Below are 15,692 nucleotides of genomic sequence, written 5' to 3' on the forward strand. Positions count from 1 at the left end.
TACCGATGGCCCATGAGCGAAACGCCGAGATCGAATTGCGTCTGTTGATCGAGGCGATCTACCTGAAATACAGCTATGACTTTCGTGATTATTCCGGCGCGTCGATGAAACGGCGCGTCGCTCATGCGTTGCGTCAATTCGAGCTCAAGACCATCTCCGCGTTGCAGGAGCGCGTGCTGCATGACCCTGCGATGTTCATGCAACTGTTGCAGTTCCTGACGGTGCCGGTCAGCGAAATGTTTCGCGACCCTTCCCATTTTCTGGCGATTCGCCAGGAAGTCGTGCCCATCCTCAAGACCTACCCGTCGCTGAAAATCTGGATCGCCGGGTGCAGCACCGGGGAAGAGGTCTACTCGACCGCCATTTTGTTGCGCGAAGAGGGCCTGCTTGACCGCACGATCATCTACGCCACCGACATCAACCCCCGCTCGTTGGAGAAGGCCAAACAGGGCATTTTCTCCATGGAGCATGTGCACAACTATCACAACAATTACCTCAAGGCGGGCGGCAAACGGCTGCTGTCGGATTACTACACGGCAGCCTATGACTACGCGATCTTCGACAAGACGCTGCGGGCGAACGTCACGTTCGCCGACCACAGCCTGGCCACGGACAGCGTGTTTTCCGAGACGCACCTGATTTCGTGTCGCAACGTGCTCATTTACTTCAACAAAAACTTGCAGGATCGGGCCTTCGGACTGTTTCACGATTCCCTGTGCCATCGCGGTTTTCTGGTGCTGGGCAGCAAGGAAACGCTGGAGTTTTCCGCTTACAAGGATCAGTTCGAGCCCTTGGTCAAACAAGAGCGGATCTACCGTAAATCATGAGAACGTCGTTTTCCGCAGCCGATCCGGGGATGCCCGCGCTGCCGAAGGTCGATGCGGTTGTCGTGGGCGCTTCCGCAGGTGGCGTCGAGGCGTTGCTGCGCATTTTCCGACCGCTGCGCAGGGGCTTTCGTCTTCCGATCATCGTCGTGCTTCATCTGCCAGACGAGCGCCGCAGCCTGCTCGCCGAGGTGTTCGGATCGCAGTTGAACATGCCGGTCAAGGAGGCGGACGACAAAGAACCCATCGTCCCTGGCACCTTGTACTTTGCCGCACCTGGCTATCACCTGTCGGTGGAGCGCGACCTGACCTTTTCATTCAGCCAGGAAGAGCGTGTTTACCACTCGCGGCCCAGTGTGGATATCCTCTTCGAGTCCGCCGCCGATGCCTACGAAGACAGGCTCGCGGGTGTGCTGCTGACGGGGGCCAACAACGATGGTGCCAAAGGGATCGCACGAATTGCCGAGTACGGCGGTCTTAGCGTGGTCCAAGACCCGGCGCAAGCCTTGGCACGGGCGATGCCGGACGCTGCATTGGCGTTACACACCCCTGACTTTCTCCTGTCTTTGGCCGACATTGGCCTGTTGCTCATTGAGCTGGAACGTATCGCATGCTGAGTGAAATCAAAGCCAAGTTGTTGATCGTCGACGATTTGCCGGAAAACCTGCTGGCCCTTGAAGCGCTGATCAAACGCGAGGACCGTCAGGTCTACAAGGCCACCTCGGCAGACGAAGCGTTGTCGCTGCTGTTGGAGCATGAGTTCGCCATGGCGATTCTTGACGTGCAGATGCCGGGCATGAATGGCTTCGAACTGGCCGAAATGATGCGTGGCACGGAAAAGACCAAAAACATTCCCATCGTGTTCGTGAGTGCCGCTGGCCGTGAACTCAACTATGCGTTCAAGGGCTACGAAAGCGGAGCGGTGGATTTCCTGCACAAGCCGTTGGACATCCATGCGGTCAAGAGCAAGGTCAACGTATTCGTCGACCTGTATCGCCAGCGCAAGGCGATGAAGCAGCAGGTCGAGGAATTGGAGCGCAGTCGGCAGGAGCAGGAGGCGTTGTTGCGCGAACTGAAGTCCACCCAGAATGAGCTGGAGCATGCGATCCGCATGCGCGATGACTTCATGTCGATCGTCTCTCACGAAGTGCGTACCCCGCTCAACGGGCTGATTCTGGAAACCCAACTGCGCAAACTGCACCTGGCCAAGGACAACGCCTCGGCGTTCACCCTGGACAAGCTCAAGGCGATGGTCGAGCGTGACGAGCGCCAGATCCAGAGCCTGATTCGCCTGATCGAAGACATGCTCGACGTCTCGCGCATCCGAACCGGCAAGTTGTCGATCCGCACCAGCGCGTTCGACCTGTCCGAGCTGGTGGTCAATCTGGTGGAGAGCTACTCCGCGCAAATCGCTGCCGCCGACTGTGTCGTAACACTGCACGCCAGCGAGCCCGTGATCGGCATTTGGGACGAGTTCCGCATCGAACAGGTGGTGGCGAATCTGCTAACCAATGCCATGCGCTACGGCGCCCACAAACCGATCGACGTGCGGGTCTACGCCGCAGAGAGCGAGGCGCGGGTCGAGGTCAAGGACCAAGGCATTGGCATCAGCCCGGAAAACCAGAAGCGCATCTTCCAGCAGTTCGAGCGGGTGTCGGCCAGTCACGCCGTGGCAGGCCTGGGCTTGGGTCTGTTCATTTCCGACCAGATCGTCGCGGCCCACGGTGGCAGCATCAGCGTCGAAAGCGAAGAAGGCCAGGGTTCGACGTTCAGGGTCAGCCTGCCGCTTTGAACCCCAGAGGCCCGTGGCAGAGCGCTTCGCTGATTATCCGTTGCGGTCGGTCACCGGGCTTTTGTCGGCGACTGCTAAATATCTGATTTGCCTGCGCAACCTCCACAGCGCGCCATGGTCGTAATGGCAGCTATTTAAAGATTGAAGGCGTTACCATGAGCTCTGATGCAGAAAATGTCGTTTTGATCGTCGAAGATGAGCCGCTGATCCTGATGCTGCTGTCCGACTATCTGTCGGGAGAAGGGTACCGGGTGCTCCAGGCGGAGAACGGTGAACAGGCGTTCGAAATCCTGGCCACCAAACCTCATCTGGACCTGATGATTACCGATTACCGCCTCCCGGGTGGCGTGTCCGGTGTCATGATCGCCGAGCCCGCGGTGAAGCTGCGACCGGAGCTCAAGGTCATTTTCATCAGTGGCTACCCGGCGGAAATCGTCGAATCCGGAAGCCCCATCGCACGCAAGGCACCCATTCTGGCCAAGCCGTTCACCATGGACAGCCTGCACTCGCAAATCCAGACGCTGCTGAATTGAGCCTGCCCCGTTACGGGCGGTGAGGGTTTAGCAGGGCTGCTTGAGCTGCTGGACGCCCATGGCGATCGACGCGCTCGCAGCCGGGCAGGCAATGCCCGATCGGCGTGCGAGCCCTCGACCGCCGGTCACCGCCAGCAGGGTGACAGGTTCACCCTTCGATCATCTCCCGCACCTTGAGGGTTAACTGCTCAAAGGCGAACGGTTTGGTGATCATTTGCATGCCGACGTCCAGAAATCCAGCATGAGTCCCGGCGTTTTCCGCATAGCCCGTAATGAACAGCACTTTCAGAGAGGGACGCAACTGCCGCCCGATGTCCGCCAGTTGCCGCCCATTCATGCCCGGCAGCCCCACGTCGCTGATCATCAGATCGATGCGTTGACCCGATTCGAGAATCGGCACCGCGGCCAGGGCGTCGCCCGCCTCAAGGTAGTCATAGCCCAGTTCACTGAGGACTTGGCTGACCAGCGCACGTACCGCGGGGTCGTCTTCGACAATCAAGATGGTTTCACCGTCCCGGGCTTCCAGCGCCTGGGCATCGATCAGAGGGTTCTGCGCCTCCTGGTCACCCTTGAAGCGCGGCAGGAACAACTGCACGGTCGTGCCGTGGCCCACCTGACTTTCGATTGCTACATGCCCGCGTGATTGCTTCGCGAAGCCATAGATCATCGACAACCCGAGGCCCGTTCCCTGGCCAATCGGCTTGGTCGTGAAGAAGGGGTCGAACGCGCGGCTGATCACGTTTTCCGGCATGCCTGAGCCCGTGTCCCTCACGCTCAACACCACATAGTCGCCAGGCAAGAGGTTTTCATAGGCATCGGTGAAGGTGGGGTCCAGCCGGCGGTTGAAGGTTTCGATCATCAGCATGCCGCCGCTGGGCATGGCGTCTCGGGCATTGAGCACCAGATTCAGCAGTGCACTCTCCAACTGATTCGGATCGGCTTCCGCGGTCCACAGCTCTGGTGCCAGGCACATGTCCAGGCTGACGCTTTCATTGATGCTGCGGTGCAGCAACTCCCCCATGGAGATGACCAGACTGTTCATCTCCACCGGCTTGGCGTCCAGCGACTGGCGACGGGAGAACGCCAGCAACCGGTGGGTCAATGCCGCCGCGCGATTGGCGGAGGTCACGCCCAGATCGATCAGCCCGTCGAGGTCGTCGGTGCGGCCCTTGGCGATCCGCCGGCGCAGCAGCTCCAGGCTGCCGATGATGCCGGTGAGCATGTTGTTGAAATCGTGGGCGATACCGCCAGTGAGTTGCCCCACGGCTTCCATTTTCTGCGACTGACGCAGCGCCTCTTCGTTGTGGCGCAATTGAGCGGTGCGCTCCTCGACCTGTTGCTCCAGGGTCTCGTTGAGGCGGCGCAGTTGGGTTTCGGCCAGCTTGCGTTCGGTGATGTCCGAGGTCACGCCAGCCAGCAGGCTCACCCGGCCGTTGCGGGCCCGCAGGGCACGGGCGCGCACGTCGACCCAATGCAGCGAGCCATCCGCCCAGACGTTACGGAATTCCATGACGAAATCGCTGCCGGTGTCGAGACTCTGCTGAAGCGCCGACTGCATACGCGGCTGGTCTTCGGAATACACCGCATCCAGCCATTCAGAGTAGGTGAATGGCGCGTTCTCATCGCGACCGAAGTGGGAGCGGGTGAGGGCTGAGCAGTCCAGTTCCAGGTATTCCGCTTCCAATTGCCACGGCCCGAGGCTGCCTGCCTTCAGCGCATGTTGCAAACGCTGCTCGCTTTCGGCCAGGTCTTCCATTCGGCTGCGGGCTTCATATTGCCGACGGCGGCTGCGCACGGCAGTGGTCACCAGGCTCACCAGCGTCACTGGATGGAAAGGCCGCTCGAGAAACGTCACATTGCCCAGCAACTTGCCCAGTCGCGACGAAGGATTCTGTTCCGGGCTGCCATGGCGGGTCATGAGGACGATGGGCAGATCCGACCACGTAGGTTGGTTGCTCAAGAGGCTCATCAGCGGGTTGATGTCTACTCCACGCAACGCTTCGTCAGCCACAATGGCCAGCCCGGCACCGGAGATCAATTCCCGACACAGCCCTGCAAGGTCATGGGTGATCAATGCCGGAAAACCGGCTTCCTGAAGAATCCGCAAAGCGATCTGGCTGTCCCTGCCGAGTGGGGCCAGGATGATGGCTCGTTCTGACAGTTGTCCCGGTGTACTCACGCGTCCTCATCCCTCAGCAAGGGGCTGCTTTCACCTGCGTAGTCCGGGACGCCGCGCAATACGCCCTGGAACGCGTCCAATGGCACACCGATTTTCAGGCCCGAACCGCCGATACGGTATTCGCGGATGCTGGATTCGTGGGTCCCGGTGCGTTTCTTGATGATCGAAATGGCTCGGCGGACCTTGCCCATGGCCTCGAAATACCGCAACAGGATCACGGTGTCCGCCAGGTAAGTGATGTCGACCGGCGCCTCCATTTCGCCCACCAGTCCATGCTGGGCAACCGTCAGGAAGGTCGAGGCGCCGCGACGATTCAGGTACAGCAGCAGTTCGTGGACATGCAGAACCAGGGCATTCTCCTCAGGCATCGCGGCGTGATACCCATTGAGACTGTCGATGATTACCGTGGTGATCCCCTCGTCATCGACACGCCTGCGCACTTGGTGGGAAAACTCCCCCGGCGACAATTCGGCGGCATCGACCTGTTCGACCACCAGGTTGCCGGACGCCTGCAACGCGGCCAGGTCGATCCCGAGCTTATTGATTCGATTGATCAGCAGGCCCTTTTCCTCATCGAAAATGAACACTGCCACCTTTTCGCCTCGAAGGGCGGCCGCCACGCCGAACACCAGGGCAATCAGCGTCTTGCCCGTGCCCGAAGGCCCGATGATCAACGTGCTGGAGCCACTGTCGATACCGCCGCCCAGTAACGAGTCGAGCTCCGGAATACCGCTGCTGACCTCACTACTCTCGTAGCTGGCCCTGTATTCTGCCGCGATCAAGCGGGGGAATACCTGGACGCCTTCGGTTGCGATCGTGAAATCGTGATAGCCGCCGCGGTACTTCTGGCCGCGGTATTTCAGCACCCGCAGGCGCCGGCGTTCGGCGCCATAGTTGGGTGTCAGCTGTTGGAGGCGTATCACGCCATGGGCGACGCTGTGGACCGTCTTGTCCTGGTGTTCCGCCGTCAGATCGTCAAGGAGGATGACCGTGGCGTCATAGCGGACAAAGTAATGTTTGATGGCCAGTATCTGGCGACGGTAGCGAAGCGAAGCCTGTGCCAGCAGGCGAATCTCCGACAAGCTGTCGATGACCACGCGGCTCGGACGTACGCGTTCGACCACTTCGAAAATCTGCCGGGTGGCCTCGCCCAGTTCCAGGTCGGATGAGTACAGCAGGCTTTGCTGGTGCTCGGCGTCGAGCAGGTCTTCCGGCGGTGTGAGTTCGAACACGTCGATGTTCGGGCCCAGCGACCAACCGTGTGACTGAGCGCCGTCGCGCAATTCCTGCTCGGTTTCAGAGAGGGTGATGTACAGACAGCGCTCGCCAGCCGCCGCACCTGCCATCAGAAACTGCAGTGCGATGGTGGTCTTGCCGGTGCCCGGCTCGCCTTCCAGAAGAAAGACGTGATTCCTGGAAAGACCGCCAGAGAGGACGTCGTCCAGACCTTCGATGCCGGTTGCCGCTTTTGATGTAGTCAAAAATCGCCCTCATGCGACCTGTAGTGGAAAGGGGCAGATCGCGAAATCGGTTGCCCCGCACAGCGATTCATAGGCGATTCGCTGGCACTTCTCTGGACCCCGGCCGTACACAGGCGTTCAGTCTTTCAACGCTGCCATTGTCCGGCAAATGGCGCAACCGTTGCCTGCGTCGGTTTCGCTCCATTGATATAGTCCGGCGAGATGGCCTTGCTGCCTTACCCTCTCTCAACAGGATAATCGCCGTGTCCGACTACAGCGCCTTCAAGGTCGACTTGACCGACCACATCGCCCACGTACAGATCAACCGCCCGGAAAAGGTCAACGCCATGAACACGGCATTCTGGAGCGAAATCATCGATATTTTCCAGTGGGTCGACGCGACCGATGAGGCGCGAGTGGTGGTGCTCAGCGGCGCGGGCAAGCATTTCTCCTCGGGCATCGACCTGATGATGCTGGCATCGGTGGCCAATGAACTGGGCGAGGATGTCGGCCGCAACGCGCGAATGCTGCGGCGCAAGATCCTGCAGATGCAGGCGTCGTTCAGCGCCGTCGACCGTTGCAGCAAGCCGGTGCTGGCGGCAATCCAAGGCTATTGCATCGGCGGTGCCATCGACTTGATCAGCGCCTGCGACATGCGTTACGCCGCGGACGATGCCTTGTTTTCGATCCGCGAAATCGACATGGGCATGGCCGCGGACGTGGGCACCCTGCAACGCCTGCCGCGCTTGATCGGCGACGGCATGATGCGCGAAATGGCTTACACCGGTCGCAACGTCAAGGCGGACGAGGCACTGCGCATCGGCCTGGTCAATCGCACGTTTACCGATAACGACCAACTGCTGGAAGGCGTCTTCGCCATCGCGCGGGATATCGCCGAGAAATCGCCGATCGCGGTCAGCGGCAGCAAACGCATGATCGGCTACATGCGCGATCACAGCGTGGACGACGGCCTGGAATACGTTGCCACATGGAACGCTGCCATGTTGCAATCGGCGGATCTGAAACGGGCACTGGCTGCGCACATGAGCAAACAAAAGCCGGTGTTCGATAATTGACCGTGATACCAGGCAGCCCGCCGCCTGACGTCGTCAGGCCTTAGCCGAGCGTCGGGGGCTTGGGTCGCCGCTGAACAGGAGAGCTTTCATGACGCGCCCCAGGCGTTGGACCACCGCTGTGCTCGACCCTCTGGACACCGGCGGGTGGGCCGTGGTCCACAGCGATCAGGGTTTTCTGCTGGATGACAACGGTGCGATGTTTCCTCGCGAGTGGCTCAGGCGGCAAGAGCTGCCGCTGCTGAGCGAGCACGGCATCGGCCATTTCGACGGTGAGCCGGTGTACCTCTACGCGCTGGAGCGTCCGGTCGAGCGGGAAGGCGTCCGTTGGCAGACATTGCGTCAGTTCATGCTGGGCGAGGATGCCGATCTGTTTCAACTGCTCGGGTACGCCGCGCAGATCAGCACCTGGGCCAGGGAGCATCGCTTTTGCGGCAAGTGCGGACGGCCCACTCAGCAGATTCCGCGGGAGCGGGCCATGCACTGCAGCCACTGCGACCTGCGCGCCTACCCGCGTATCTCACCGAGCATGATTGTCCTGATCACCCGTGGCGATGAGGTGCTGTTGGCGCGTTCGCCGCGTTTCGTCACCGGGGTCTACAGCACCCTGGCCGGGTTTGCTGAGCCCGGCGAGTCCGCCGAAGACTGCGTGCGCCGCGAAGTCATGGAGGAGGTGCAGATCAAGGTCAAGAATATCCAGTACAAGGGCAGCCAATGCTGGCCGTTTCCGCATTCGATGATGCTGGGGTTCCACGCCGAATACGACAGCGGCGAGATCGTGCCTCAGGCCGACGAAATCGAGGACGCCCAGTGGTTCAGCATTCATGCCATGCCGCCTTTGCCCGCGAGCCGTTCCATTGCCCGTTATCTGATCGACCTCTATCTGGCACAGCGACTGGGCTTAACTGAACCAGTGCTGCCAGGCCAGGCGGACAGTTAGCGCCAGCACCACACTGATGAACACAGGGCGGATGAATCGGGCACCGCCCTGAATGGCCGTCCGCGCGCCGAGAAAGGCACCGACCATCAAGGCCGCGCCCATCGACAGGCCGATCACCCAGTCCACGGTGCCATTGATCCCGAAGACGGTCAGCGCCGCTGCGTTGCTGACGAAATTCATGCTTCGGGCCACGCCACTGGCCTTGACCAGGTCAACCGGGTACATCAACAGCGTGCTCACCGTCCAGAATGCCCCGGTGCCCGGGCCTGCCACGCCATCATAGAAACCCAGGCCCAGCCCTTGCGTTGCCTGCCATCGGGTCTTGATCGGCACATCGCTGTCCAGCGGCGCCTTTGGCGTGCCCCCAAACAAGAGGTACAGCCCGCAACCGAAGACGATCACCGGTAGCATCTGGTTGAGCCATTCGGCGGGCAGATAATGCGCGACCACCGCCCCGATCAGTGCCCCGGCGAAGGTGCCGAGCAACGCGCGAGTCCACTGTCGAGGGTGAAACAGTTTGCGGCGATAGAAAGTGAAGCTGGCGGTCGCTGAGCCGAAGGTGGAGCTGAGTTTATTGGTCCCCAGCACCAGGTGCGGCGGTAGACCCGCGGTCAGCAGGGCGGGGGTGGTCAGCAGCCCGCCACCACCGGCGATGGCATCGATGAAACCGGCCACGAAGGCGACGAGGGCAAGTACCCACAATGTAGTGAGGTCAACGGACAGTTCGAAGGGCATGGGTCAGGGCTTATTGGCAGCAGGGCAGAATGGCTGCCCGGAAGCGGCGCATTCTACCTGTGATCCATGGCCTTTGGCTGGCCCATCTGCTCTCGAAACCTGCAAGGCGTGAAGGCCGGCTTCTCCCGGCGGCGCGCTCAAATATCCGCCACGTTGACCCAGCGCATTTCCCTGGCCGCCACTCGGATGGCCGCGGCCAGGCGTTCCACTTCCAGCGCTTCGGCGAAATCCGGCCCTTCGTTCCCGCCGCCGCAGATGGCCTGGATCAGGGCGTGCACTTCCAGCGTCTTGAGCTCGTTGTAGCCCAACTGATGGCCTGGCGCAGGGCAGAAGGCCGCGTAACCGGGCTGAGCCGGACCGGCCAGAATCCGTTGGAAGCCATCTCGCCCTGGCGCGTCTGCGCGGTAGTAGCGCAGTTCGTTGAGGCGCTCCTGATCGAACGACAGCGTGCCGCCCGTGCCGCTGACCTCGAAGCTCAAATGATTCTTGTAGCCGTGCTTGAGCCAACTGCTGGAAAAGGTACCGCGCGCGCCATTGCTGAAGCGCAACAACGCGTACGTCTGGTCGTCGATGGCGATCTGGCGGCGTTCCGGGCTGCCGTGGAGGGCAGGGCGTTCGGGGTGCACCGTTTGCGAGTCCGCGCACACCGAGTCGACATCACCCACCAGGTACCGGGCCATGGCCAGCAGGTGACTGCCCAGGTCGGCCAGCGCACCCCCGGCATGGGTGTGTTCGCAACGCCACGACCACGAGGCGTGCGGATCACCCATGAAGTCTTCGCTGAATTCGCCCTGGAAACTGACGATCCGGCCCAGTTCGCCTGCCTGAATCATCTGCCGCGCCAGGCCCAGAATCGGGTTGTGTTGATAGTTGTAGCCCACCCGTGTGACGACGCCGACTTTCTTCGCCGTGCTGTGCATTTCGCGGGCTTGCGCCAGGTTGACCGCCAGCGGCTTCTCGCAATACACCGCCTTGCCCGCTTCCAGGGCGGCCATGGCCATCGGGTAGTGCAAGTGATTGGGTGTGGTGATCGCCACCAGATCGACCGCCGGGTCGTCGATCAGTGCTTGCCACGCGGCGTGGCTGCGGTCGAAGCCCCAGGATCGGGCGCACTGCTCAGCGCGAGCGGCGTCGGCATCGGCCAGGGCAACGAGTCGGAGGTTAACGGGCAGGTCGAAGACGGTGCGCGCGCTATGAAACGCCAGCGCATGGGCGCGCCCCATGAAGCCGGTGCCGATCAGCCCGACACCCAAATCCGGCAGAGAAGATTCACGCATGACGCATGTCCTTGAAGGCTCATTGTTGTGCTGAAAATCTATGCCGGGACGGGGCTCGAGGGAACCGATATTCCCTCACCAGCACCTCAGATTGACCTCAAAGGCCGTTCACCGAGCTGCAGTCGCCACTGCAGTCGATGAGCTGACGGTGCGCAGGCGGGTTGGCCGTTGCAGAAAGGGACGCGTGAGGGCTGGCCCGTCGACTCGCCCCTGCTGAGTCATGCACGCAGGCTTCAGGACAGGAACCCGCCGTCCACGTTGAGCGCCACGCCGGTGGTGTAGCTCGATGCATCGCTGGCCAGGTACAACACCGTGCCGGCCATTTCGCTCGGGGCGGCGACCCGCTTCAGCGGAATCTGCGCCAGTGCGGTCTTCAGAATCGTGTCGTTGTTGACCAGTGCCGAAGCGAACTTGGTGTCGGTCAGCCCCGGCAGCAAGGCGTTGCACCGGATGCCGAACGGGGCGCATTCTTTGGCGAAGACCTTGGTCATGTTGATCACTGCGGCCTTGGTCACCGAATAGATGCCCTGAAACACCCCCGGCGAAACGCCATTGATCGACGCGACGTTGATGATGCTGCCGCCGCCGTGTTCGCGCATCAGCTTGCCGGCCTCAACCGACATGAAGAAATAGCCGCGGATGTTCACGTCGACGGTTTTCTGGAACGCACCCAGGTCAGTGTCCAGCACGTTGCAGAATTGCGGATTGGTCGCCGCGTTGTTGACCAGGATATCGAGGCGCCCGAAGGCCTCCCGGATGCGCCCGAACACCTGATTGATCTGTTCCATTTCACCGATGTGGCAGGCCATGGCCGTCGCCTGACCGCCCTCGGCGATGATGGCATCGGCCACCTGCTGGCAGCCGTCGAGTTTACGGCTGGAGACGATGACATGAGCCCCTTGCTGAGCCAGCAGCTTGGCGATGGCTTCGCCGATACCGCGGCTGGCACCGGAGACGAAGGCGATCTTGCCGTCGAGGTCGAACAGTTGAGTCTTGGACATGGTGTCTTCCTTAGGGTGTCGCGAACGGAGGCTGCACACAGGGTTCAGAGCGCCGAGCGGTCGATGACCTGCAGGGCCATCTGCTCCAGCAAGGCGTTCATGTGGATGAACGGTGCGAAGCGCTTGTCCTGGGTCTGGCCGTGATAGAAACGGTAATAGATTTGCTGGACGATGCCTGCCAGGCGGAACAGCCCGTAGGTGTAGTAGAAGTCGAAATTGTCGATGCGAATGCCCGAGCACTCGGCGTAGTACGCGACGAATTGATCGCGGGTCAACATGCCGGGCGCATGGCTGGGCTGGCGACGCATCATTTGCACGGGCGCCGGATCATCGGCCTGGATCCAGTAGGCCAGGCTGTTGCCCAAGTCCATCAGCGGATCGCCCAGTGTCGTAAGTTCCCAATCCAGCACGCCGATGATCCGCATCGGATTGGTGGGGTCGAGAATCACATTGTCGAACCGGTAATCGTTGTGCACCAGACTGGGGGCGGGGTGGTCGGCGGGCTGCTTGTCGGCCAGCCATCGCGCGGCGCGCTCCCAGTTTGGCGCGTCTGGCGTCCGGGCCTTGTCATAGCGTTCGGTCCAGCCACGAATCTGCCGCTCGACGTAGCCTTGCGGTTTACCCAGGTCTCCCAGACCGCAGGCGTTGTAGTCGACCTGGTGCAGCTCCACCAGCTTCTCGATGAAGCTTTTGCAGAGGGCTTCGGTGCGCGCCGCGTCGAGGTTCAGTTCGGCCGGAAGCTCCGCCCGCAAAATGATGCCCTTGACCCGCTCCATGACGTAAAACTCGGCACCCATCACCGATTCATCGGTGCAATGCACATACGCCTTGGGGCAGTAAGGGAACGCTTCCTTCAATTGATTGAGGATGCGAAATTCGCGCCCCATGTCGTGAGCGCTTTTGGCCTTGTGGCCGAAGGGAGGGCGGCGCAGGACGAATTCCTGTTCGGGGTACTGCAGCAGGTAGGTGAGATTGGACGCACCTCCCGGAAACTGACTGATGCGTGCGCTGCCGGTCAGGCCCTGAATGTGGGCTTTCAAATAGGGGTCGATCAGACCAGCGTCGAGTTCTTCGCCGGATCGGACCTGAGTGGACTGGTCGGTGAGCGCCATGCTTATCCCTGTCGTTTATTTCGGAGGATCAGGATCATTGACTAATCTAATGCGCGCTCAGGGTGAGGAACAGCGCATGTCGGCCGTTATAGGCGAGCGTGTTACGAAGTAATCAGCCGCTTTGATGCCCGACTCACCCAGGGCTGGCGAAAAAAAACCGAAGCCGGTCGGCTTCGGTTCTTCGGTGTTGAGCGAGGCGCCTGCGCGCTTAGGACGGAAACAGCTGGCTCAGTTTCATCGCCAGCATCATGTCGCCTTCCGCGCGCAGTTTGCCCGCCATGAACGCTTGCATGCCGTCGGTTTCGCCGCTGACGATGCCGGCGAGCGTGTCGCCATCCATGACCAGTGTCACTTGCGCATCAGGGTTTTCGCCTTCCTGCAACTCGCATGTCTTGTCCTTGACGATCAGGGAGAAGTGTTTGTCCTCGTCGATACGGAAGCCGAAAACCAGGTCCAGGCCTGCAGCGGCGCTTGGGTCGAACTTGGCTTTCATCGCTTGTACGGCGTCGGCTACGGAGGTCATGGTGTCATCCTTTTATTGAAGTGATTGCAGGCACCTCGCGGTGCAGTTGGCCGGGCTCACCGGTAAGTGATGAGCTCCGGCGCCTTCGTCAGTTGCAAATGTGCATGACTGTTGAAGGAAGCCAGCGACACCTCGCGCCCTCTGAATTTCAGGTGGTTGAGTGAGGTGTTGACGATTTGCCAGTTGAGTTCGAATGCTTGGGCCGCAGGGATGCGGGTGATCAGGTGAAGCAGGGCGGTGATGGTGCCGCCCGACGTGAAGACCGCGATGCGGTCGCTTGGCGCCGCTTGATCCAGGACAGCGTCCAGGCCGCGTCGGGCCTGTTCGACGAACGCGAGCCAGGTTTGCAGCGCCGGGGTATCGTGTTGGCCGCCGAGCCAGCGGCCAATGATCAGCGCGAACAGGCGCTGAAACTCGGCGCGGTTATGGGCGGCATTGCGCATGATCGCCAGCGCTTCGGGTTCGTCCGGCAGCATCGCCGGGAGCAGGGCGCGGATCACGCCTTCGGCGTCGAACTCATTGAATGATGGATCGGTGTCCAGCGCTGGGGTGGTCAGCCCGGCGGCATCCAGCTGCGCCATGACCGTCTCGGCGGTGTGGCGTTGGCGAAACAGACTGCCGCAAATGCAACGGTCGAACGTCAGGCCCAAGTGGGCGAAGTGCGCACCGAGGACTTCGGCCTGGCGATAACCGGTCGGCGACAGGACATCGTAGTCGTCGGCACCAAAAGAAGCCTGGCCATGTCGAATGAGGTAGATGCTGCCCACGTCCGCTTCGCCCCGGTACGTTGAAAGTGTTGGGAGGTTAGGAGGGCGGTGCAGGGTCTGTCAACGAAAAAACATACGCTTGTTTGAATTGTTCGACTGTCATCCCCTTTGGCCGTCGCTTCGCTGGCTCCCCGCCGGGTGCGACGGTATGCTGGGGCGTTCGCGATTCTGTCTCGGGCCTGCGATCCGGGCCCTGCACATGTAGGTAAGGAGCCTCTGTGGAGTTCATCTTCGATTACGCCAGCTTCCTGGCAAAAACCGTCACCGTGGTCATAGCGATCATCGTGGTGCTGGTCATGATCGCCTCGCTACGGGGCCGCGGGCGTCGTGGCGGCGGTGGGCAGTTGCACGTGACCCGGCTCAACGATTTCTACAAGGGCCTGCGTGATCGCCTGGAAGGTTCACTGCTGGACAAGGCCAAGCTCAAGGCACTGCGCAAGGCCCAGGCCAAGGAGCAGAAGAAGGACAGAAAGCAGGGCGAGGTGAAACAGCGGGTCTATGTGCTGGATTTCAACGGCGACATCAAAGCGTCCGCTACTGAAAGCATGCGCCATGAGATCACCGCGTTGCTCAGCCTCGCCACGGGCAAGGACGAAGTGGTGCTGCGCCTGGAAAGCGGCGGCGGCATGGTCCACAGCTACGGCCTGGCCTCCTCGCAATTGGCGCGTATCCGTCAGGCGGGGATCCCGCTGACGGTGTGCATCGACAAGGTCGCGGCCAGCGGTGGTTACATGATGGCGTGCATCGGCAATCGCATCATCAGCGCACCGTTTGCGGTGTTGGGTTCAATCGGCGTCGTGGCGCAACTGCCCAACGTGAACCGTCTGCTGAAAAAGCACGACATCGACTTCGAAGTCCTGACCGCCGGTGAGTACAAGCGAACCCTGACGGTCTTCGGCGAAAACACCGAAAAAGGTCGTGAAAAATTCCAGCAGGACCTGGACATTACCCATGAGCTGTTCAAGAACTTCGTTGCCAGCTATCGCCCGCAGTTGCACATCGATGAAGTGGCGACGGGCGAGGTCTGGCTGGGCATGGCGGCCAAGGACAAGCTGCTGGTAGACGACCTCCAGACCAGCGACGAATACCTCGCCGACAAGGCGAAAACCGCTGATGTGTTTCATCTGCACTATGCCGAACGCAAGAGCCTGCAGGAGCGCGTCGGGCTTGCTGCGAGTGGGTCAGTGGATCGCTTGGTGACCGGCTGGTGGAGCCGATTGACTCAACAGCGGTTCTGGTAATTATTTTGTTGTGGGAGCGCGCTTGCCCGCGATGACGTTGTGCCAGGCGACATCTGTGTCATAGGCACGCCGCCATCGCGGGCAAGCGCGCTCCTACGATACGAGTTGTTGATCGTTCCCACGCTCTGCGTGGGCACGCAGCCTTGGACGTTCTGCGTCCGGTGACGCGGAGCGTCACGCGATTCATTCCCACGCGGAGCGTGGGAACGATCAACGATACGAGTGATAACAAAAA

At 61.0% G+C, this 15,692-nt stretch carries 15 protein-coding genes; 7 read left to right on the forward strand and 8 right to left on the reverse strand.

From position 1 onward, the window contains the following. The first annotated feature begins 5 nt into the window (after nucleotides 1-5). From N5D61_RS01675 to N5D61_RS01690, 4 genes are all read left to right on the forward strand, one after another. Nucleotides 6-827: a protein-glutamate O-methyltransferase CheR gene (locus N5D61_RS01675; protein ID WP_279890322.1), complete on the forward strand. Its 822-nt coding sequence runs from the start codon at nucleotides 6-8 to the stop codon at nucleotides 825-827. Continuing rightward, the gene (locus N5D61_RS01680; protein WP_279890324.1) at nucleotides 824-1,441 is read left to right on the forward strand and encodes a chemotaxis protein CheB; all 618 of its coding nucleotides are present in this window, start codon (nucleotides 824-826) and stop codon (nucleotides 1,439-1,441) included. Before N5D61_RS01675 ends, N5D61_RS01680 begins: the two co-directional genes overlap by 4 nt. Continuing rightward, nucleotides 1,435-2,616 carry a hybrid sensor histidine kinase/response regulator gene (locus tag N5D61_RS01685; RefSeq protein WP_108236497.1) on the forward strand — a complete coding sequence of 394 codons (1,182 nt, stop codon included), beginning with the start codon at nucleotides 1,435-1,437 and terminating at the stop codon, nucleotides 2,614-2,616. The genes N5D61_RS01680 and N5D61_RS01685 overlap by 7 nt, the downstream gene beginning before the upstream one ends. A gap of 155 nt (nucleotides 2,617-2,771) precedes the next feature. Then, entirely contained in the window at nucleotides 2,772-3,149 is a 378-nt protein-coding gene (locus N5D61_RS01690) for a response regulator (RefSeq protein WP_108236498.1), read from the forward strand. A 148-nt stretch (nucleotides 3,150-3,297) separates the two neighbouring features. Here N5D61_RS01690 and N5D61_RS01695 read toward each other — a convergent pair whose 3' ends face one another. After that, on the reverse strand, nucleotides 3,298-5,328 hold the full coding sequence (locus tag N5D61_RS01695) for a PAS domain-containing sensor histidine kinase (protein WP_279890327.1): 2,031 nt from the start codon (nucleotides 5,326-5,328) through the stop codon (nucleotides 3,298-3,300). After that, nucleotides 5,325-6,809: an ATPase domain-containing protein gene (locus tag N5D61_RS01700; RefSeq protein ID WP_279890330.1), complete on the reverse strand. Its 1,485-nt coding sequence runs from the start codon at nucleotides 6,807-6,809 to the stop codon at nucleotides 5,325-5,327. The genes N5D61_RS01695 and N5D61_RS01700 overlap by 4 nt, the downstream gene beginning before the upstream one ends. Nucleotides 6,810-7,051: 242 nt before the next feature. On the opposite strand from N5D61_RS01700, the gene N5D61_RS01705 reads away from it, so the two are divergent. Continuing rightward, nucleotides 7,052-7,864 carry a crotonase/enoyl-CoA hydratase family protein gene (locus N5D61_RS01705; RefSeq protein ID WP_108236501.1) on the forward strand — a complete coding sequence of 271 codons (813 nt, stop codon included), beginning with the start codon at nucleotides 7,052-7,054 and terminating at the stop codon, nucleotides 7,862-7,864. Nucleotides 7,865-7,952: 88 nt separating this feature from the next. Next, entirely contained in the window at nucleotides 7,953-8,801 is an 849-nt protein-coding gene (gene nudC, locus N5D61_RS01710; protein ID WP_279890331.1) for an NAD(+) diphosphatase, read from the forward strand. Here nudC and N5D61_RS01715 read toward each other — a convergent pair. The 6 genes from N5D61_RS01715 to N5D61_RS01740 all read right to left on the reverse strand — a co-directional run bounded on the left by N5D61_RS01715 (nucleotide 8,763) and on the right by N5D61_RS01740 (nucleotide 14,216). Continuing rightward, nucleotides 8,763-9,536 carry a TSUP family transporter gene (locus N5D61_RS01715; RefSeq protein WP_279890332.1) on the reverse strand — a complete coding sequence of 258 codons (774 nt, stop codon included), beginning with the start codon at nucleotides 9,534-9,536 and terminating at the stop codon, nucleotides 8,763-8,765. The two genes, nudC and N5D61_RS01715, sit on opposite strands and share 39 nt — an antisense overlap. Before the next feature lie 137 nt (nucleotides 9,537-9,673). Beyond that, complete coding sequence (locus tag N5D61_RS01720) at nucleotides 9,674-10,813, reverse strand: Gfo/Idh/MocA family oxidoreductase (protein ID WP_279890334.1); 1,140 nt, start codon at nucleotides 10,811-10,813, stop codon at nucleotides 9,674-9,676. A 233-nt stretch (nucleotides 10,814-11,046) separates the two neighbouring features. Then, nucleotides 11,047-11,814 (reverse strand): SDR family oxidoreductase, encoded by a 768-nt coding sequence (locus N5D61_RS01725; protein ID WP_279890336.1) that lies wholly within the window; start codon nucleotides 11,812-11,814, stop codon nucleotides 11,047-11,049. 44 nt (nucleotides 11,815-11,858) lie between these two features. After that, entirely contained in the window at nucleotides 11,859-12,926 is a 1,068-nt protein-coding gene (locus tag N5D61_RS01730; protein WP_279890337.1) for a phosphotransferase family protein, read from the reverse strand. 208 nt (nucleotides 12,927-13,134) lie between these two features. Then, nucleotides 13,135-13,449, reverse strand: coding sequence for an SCP2 sterol-binding domain-containing protein (locus N5D61_RS01735; RefSeq protein ID WP_108236507.1), 315 nt, complete (start codon nucleotides 13,447-13,449; stop codon nucleotides 13,135-13,137). Between the two features lie 56 nt (nucleotides 13,450-13,505). Next, complete coding sequence (locus N5D61_RS01740; protein ID WP_279890339.1) at nucleotides 13,506-14,216, reverse strand: histidine phosphatase family protein; 711 nt, start codon at nucleotides 14,214-14,216, stop codon at nucleotides 13,506-13,508. A gap of 218 nt (nucleotides 14,217-14,434) precedes the next feature. Between N5D61_RS01740 and sohB the strand changes: the two genes are divergently transcribed. Beyond that, complete coding sequence (gene sohB, locus N5D61_RS01745) at nucleotides 14,435-15,457, forward strand: protease SohB (protein ID WP_279890341.1); 1,023 nt, start codon at nucleotides 14,435-14,437, stop codon at nucleotides 15,455-15,457. Nucleotides 15,458-15,692: the final 235 nt, after the last annotated feature.

The sequence above is a fragment of the Pseudomonas sp. GD03842 genome (assembly GCF_029841165.1).
GTDB lineage: Bacteria > Pseudomonadota > Gammaproteobacteria > Pseudomonadales > Pseudomonadaceae > Aquipseudomonas.

Coding starts and splice junctions, on each gene's coding strand:
- N5D61_RS01675 (WP_279890322.1), top strand. CDS start 6: ATGGCCCATGAGCGAAACGCCGAGATCGAATTGCGTCTGTTGATCGAG.
- N5D61_RS01680 (WP_279890324.1), top strand. CDS start 824: ATGAGAACGTCGTTTTCCGCAGCCGATCCGGGGATGCCCGCGCTGCCG.
- N5D61_RS01685 (WP_108236497.1), top strand. CDS start 1,435: ATGCTGAGTGAAATCAAAGCCAAGTTGTTGATCGTCGACGATTTGCCG.
- N5D61_RS01690 (WP_108236498.1), top strand. CDS start 2,772: ATGAGCTCTGATGCAGAAAATGTCGTTTTGATCGTCGAAGATGAGCCG.
- nudC (WP_279890331.1), top strand. CDS start 7,953: ATGACGCGCCCCAGGCGTTGGACCACCGCTGTGCTCGACCCTCTGGAC.
- N5D61_RS01715 (WP_279890332.1), bottom strand. CDS start 9,536: ATGCCCTTCGAACTGTCCGTTGACCTCACTACATTGTGGGTACTTGCC.
- N5D61_RS01720 (WP_279890334.1), bottom strand. CDS start 10,813: ATGCGTGAATCTTCTCTGCCGGATTTGGGTGTCGGGCTGATCGGCACC.
- N5D61_RS01725 (WP_279890336.1), bottom strand. CDS start 11,814: ATGTCCAAGACTCAACTGTTCGACCTCGACGGCAAGATCGCCTTCGTC.
- N5D61_RS01730 (WP_279890337.1), bottom strand. CDS start 12,926: ATGGCGCTCACCGACCAGTCCACTCAGGTCCGATCCGGCGAAGAACTC.
- N5D61_RS01735 (WP_108236507.1), bottom strand. CDS start 13,449: ATGACCTCCGTAGCCGACGCCGTACAAGCGATGAAAGCCAAGTTCGAC.